This is a genomic window from Rhizobium sp. UFLA01-1127 (assembly GCF_059803845.1).
This window is the reverse complement of sequence record NZ_JAUQTZ010000251.1, coordinates 1-3,783: the sequence shown is the minus strand read 5'-3', so window position 1 is coordinate 3,783 and position 3,783 is coordinate 1. Positions and strand designations below refer to the sequence as shown.

5 protein-coding genes and 1 tRNA gene are annotated in these 3,783 nt (G+C 55.4%); 3 read left to right on the top strand and 3 right to left on the bottom strand.

Annotated elements, in window-relative coordinates:
- The 3 genes from Q4Q11_RS31195 to Q4Q11_RS31185 form a co-directional block, all read right to left on the bottom strand.
- The coding region (locus tag Q4Q11_RS31195) for a GntR family transcriptional regulator (protein WP_498571905.1) at positions 1 to 543 on the bottom strand (543 nt) is incomplete at its 3' end.
- 142 nt (positions 544 to 685) lie between these two features.
- Entirely contained in the window at positions 686 to 892 is a 207-nt protein-coding gene (locus tag Q4Q11_RS31190) for a hypothetical protein (protein WP_112507198.1), read from the bottom strand.
- 379 nt (positions 893 to 1,271) lie between these two features.
- The gene (locus Q4Q11_RS31185) at positions 1,272 to 1,529 is read right to left on the bottom strand and encodes a GlsB/YeaQ/YmgE family stress response membrane protein (RefSeq protein WP_112507194.1); all 258 of its coding nucleotides are present in this window, start codon (positions 1,527 to 1,529) and stop codon (positions 1,272 to 1,274) included.
- A gap of 377 nt (positions 1,530 to 1,906) precedes the next feature.
- Here Q4Q11_RS31185 and Q4Q11_RS31180 point away from each other — a divergent pair.
- The 3 genes from Q4Q11_RS31180 to Q4Q11_RS31170 all read left to right on the top strand — a co-directional run bounded on the left by Q4Q11_RS31180 (position 1,907) and on the right by Q4Q11_RS31170 (position 3,104).
- Positions 1,907 to 1,982: transfer RNA gene (locus Q4Q11_RS31180), tRNA-Lys, on the top strand.
- A gap of 285 nt (positions 1,983 to 2,267) precedes the next feature.
- Positions 2,268 to 2,744 carry a hypothetical protein gene (locus tag Q4Q11_RS31175; protein ID WP_498571904.1) on the top strand — a complete coding sequence of 159 codons (477 nt, stop codon included), beginning with the start codon at positions 2,268 to 2,270 and terminating at the stop codon, positions 2,742 to 2,744.
- Positions 2,745 to 2,900: 156 nt separating this feature from the next.
- A complete protein-coding gene (locus Q4Q11_RS31170; RefSeq protein WP_498571903.1) occupies positions 2,901 to 3,104 on the top strand; it encodes a hypothetical protein in 204 nt (67 codons plus the stop codon).
- The last annotated feature ends 679 nt before the right edge of the window (positions 3,105 to 3,783 follow it).

Here is a 3,783-nt window from a genome sequence, read left to right as displayed (position 1 = left end):
GGCTTCGATGGCCTGAACATGCATCGCAATTGCCCCATCCATGCGATCATGCGTTCCGGTGGAATACCACAGCCGGCGCGCATGCGTTTGCACGGGCGCGAGCGCCGCCATGATGAAATTGTTGGGGCAGGCGGCTTCGAGAACCTCGTCGAACGTCTTGTCGGCGGCGAAAAAGCCGGGCAGGTCGCCGGTGACGGCGCACTCCGTCATCAGGCGGGCGCATTCCCGCAATTGCTCGCGCTGATGCGGATCGGCATAGGTCGCAGCTAGCGCGGCTGCGAGCGGTTCCAGTTCGCGCCTGACCTGCATGACATATCGATGATCCTCGGGGCGAATCTGCGCAATTTGCAGGCCGACACGCGGGCGAACATGGATCAAACCTTGCCAGGCAAGCTTCTGGATCGCCTCGCGCACCGGCGTCCGCCCATGCCCCGCCATCTCGATCAGCTGCTTTTCGGTGACGAGCGTGCCTGGCTTCAGCTCAAGCGTCACGATCGCGTATTCCAGCGCGAGATAGGCGAGGTGGCTAAGCGAATTCTGCATTCGAGGCTGTCCGACTTATGCTTGAATGGCACACAGTGTCATCTAGCATCTCGAAGGCAGTCGATGTGATATATCAGTATCGTCGCCTCGAAGGCAGACAATGCCGGCACCATGCCGCAAATCTAGCTGAAAGAGCCGCGAATCATCGGCCGATTGCGGTCGCAAGGGAGGCCGGCCTTCGTTTGGCTGCCATCAGCAGATCGAGTTCCGTCGACGACGGACCGAACTTGTAGAAGAGGCGTTTCGCCTCCGCCTCGTCGAGGCGATATTTCCGTGCAAATTCGGCAATACTGTAGGGACGGCCGCGAATAACCTTGCGTGTGGTTGTCCGATTGGCGTTTTCCGTCATGTTTCCAACCTCCTTTCGGGTCCATCCTGATAGATAGCGCCGAGGTCGGGGTTGGAAAGGTCTGAAAACGTATCGCGACGTTTCGAATCAGTATGTTGCGCTTCGAGCGCTTGATGACAGGCATGTCGTCGTCGTCGCAAAATATCCCGCCTGTTTTTGCGCAGGATTCTTCCGGCTTGCTTGACGGGAAACCGTGCACCAAAAAGGGAAGGCGGTCTATTCCGTCTTCCCTTTCTCCTCTTCCCGATTTGGACTTGTCCTCAGCGCCGCGCGTCACCTGTGACGCGCAAAGGTCGCTGTGGCACTTTTAATCTGCTGCGTAATTTTATCCTTAGACCGATGCCAATTTAAGGAATCACGCAGTAGCCCGATGCGCCGCTCAGCGCCTGATCAGGCGGCCGACGAAAATCAGGATGCAGGCGCCGATGAAGCCCGTGATCAGGTAGTTCAACCATGCATGGAATGGCAGCCCGATATGGAGCACGCCGAACAGCCAACTGGCAACGATCGCGCCAACGATGCCGAGGACGATGTTCATGATAATGCCCGTATTGCTTTTCATGATCATCTCGGCGAACCAGCCAGCTAGGCCGCCGATGATAATTGCTGCAATCCAACCGACGTGTGCGTCATCCATAAAAGAACCTCCTGAGGGCCAGACGGGTTGTCAACAATACTGATATACACCAAAAACGATTCGCACCCCAACTGTTGTGGATGGCGAGCCGATCGATCCATACATTGCAATCCTGATTATTAAGGGAAATTGTTACGGTTGTTTGGGTGCGCGAGAATCGATTGCCTTGCCAAGGGCTGGTTCTTTACCATCCTGGATTTCCAATCTTCCCCGCGCAAGGAGCGGGCTCTCCGGTTCGATACCGCAATTTCATTGCCCGAAGATGAGGAAAAGCATCTTCATGCCGCCGCTGCCGCGATTTTATGGGTTGACCGCAATAGGGCCTCTGCATATGTTCCGCGCACTTCCAGCCGAGGCAGCATCTGCCTGCGGAGAGGGAGAGCGTAGCTCAGTCGGTAGAGCAACTGACTTTTAATCAGTAGGTCATGGGTTCGAATCCCATCGCTCTCACCATCGGGCAAAAATTGTCTTTTCCAATATCTTCGCGAATGTTTGTTTGGCCTCCGACCACCGCTGTCGCGAGTGATTTATCGGCTCGATCGCGTGAAAATGCGCTCATGATCCGGCTGGCCGAGGCGACCGGTTTCGAACTATGGAAGCAGCATTCCGCTGCTCATCAGCTCGCATGGCAACCCACAGCTTAGTGATGACACGTGCCGCATAATGATTGGAGAAAGTGGCCGATATGGTAGTAAGATACCCTGATCCAGATCAGGTATTGAAGACGTTGGGCGAATGATGGAATTCGTGGCGGAACTATCTTTGTGGGAAATCTATGCAATTGTTTGCGGATTGCTCGGTTCCCTGGGAATTTTGCTTGGGCTTATCGCCGCAAAGAGATTCGGGATCGCATTGAGGCTGCTGCCCCTGGTCGGTATCGCGATGACAACACCGGTCACGGAGCGCCTGGTGCTTCCCTATCTCAACGATCGCTATCCGGTGATCTTCGCCAACAAGGATCTGCCCAAGAAAGTCGATCACAAGACCACGCTGACGAAAGTTGATCTCACCGATCACATCTACAGCTATTTCTTCGACCTTGATGATGACGACGACGATTTCGATGCGCCTCTCGTCAAATCCGCGCAGCTTACGGACCTGTGCGACTTCCTGCTGCCGAAATTCAGTTCCGGCGAGGCCTCTCTGGCGAATTATATCTATCAATTCAAGGGCAAGGATTACTCTTTTTCGGTTGATAGTGCCGACTGCTCGTGAGGTCGACACACGTCATCCAACGGCGCCGCTCTGATCTGAGCTCAAATAACAGATCCCTGCCGGCTCTTCGATCCAGATGCGGCGCGGCGGGCGACCTCGACCGGGGAACCTAATCGAATCAGCCGAGTTTTCTTTCAAACAGAAAGGAGGCGCAGCTTGGCTTATGATCAATCGCGTAATCCGCAAGGAGAAAAGCAAAACAAGCAATCGCTTGCGAAAATACAGCATAGCAAGGCACATCACGAAGGCGGAGCGGCAGAAAAGGAAAATAACGCTCCGCTCGTCGCCGATCCCCGCAACAGGCTTGCGGATGGCAAGACCGATCCGGTAACGAAGGAACTGAAACCGAAGCGGACATGAGCATTTCCGTGTTCGGCCGACCAACGGCGACGGCAAGGCAGCCGGTCATTCCCGTCACGACTGCAACGATTGCAAAGAGAACATATTCTCGCTTCCAGCTGGCTTCAAAACAGCGGCAGGCAGGCTCTCGAGTGAGGGCTCGAGAGCGAGAAGGCCGGCCGCAAGATCATCCGCGTGCGAGACTGTTTCCTTAGGGGGAGGGTTTATGGCTGCGTTTAATTTCCTGTTCCGTCCGTTGATTCCACCAAACAGGAATAAGCTGTAATTTCAGTGAGTTTCCCGGGTTTGCCCCGCTTGTTGCAAAACGTCGCCGGCGCGATCGCTGCAGCTTGAAACGAATTCGACATGCCGTTGCCGCCACACCGGATGAATCCGCCTTGATCGATCAGGATGCACAACCGGCGTCCGGAGTTGGCAGCGCTTGGGAACCCAAAGGATTGAGCAAGGCATGCCGACAGCGCGCAGAACGATGTCCGCAGCCGCGCGCCGCTATTTCGATCCGAGAATCAGGGGGATGACCAGCTTCTCGCAGAATCAACTCTACCGTCGTTTCAACGGTAAAGTTGACCGTTGGGTTGAGATTAGTCCCGGATACTAGGACTTGCCGCCGTTCTTCTTGCAATCGCTTCTGAACTTGGCGCGCGCCTTTCCATGCAGGCCCTTGGCATCGGCCTGCGCC

Coding starts and splice junctions, on each gene's coding strand:
- Q4Q11_RS31185 (WP_112507194.1), bottom strand. CDS start 1,529: ATGGATGACGCACACGTCGGTTGGATTGCAGCAATTATCATCGGCGGC.
- Q4Q11_RS31190 (WP_112507198.1), bottom strand. CDS start 892: ATGACGGAAAACGCCAATCGGACAACCACACGCAAGGTTATTCGCGGC.
- Q4Q11_RS31175 (WP_498571904.1), top strand. CDS start 2,268: ATGGAATTCGTGGCGGAACTATCTTTGTGGGAAATCTATGCAATTGTT.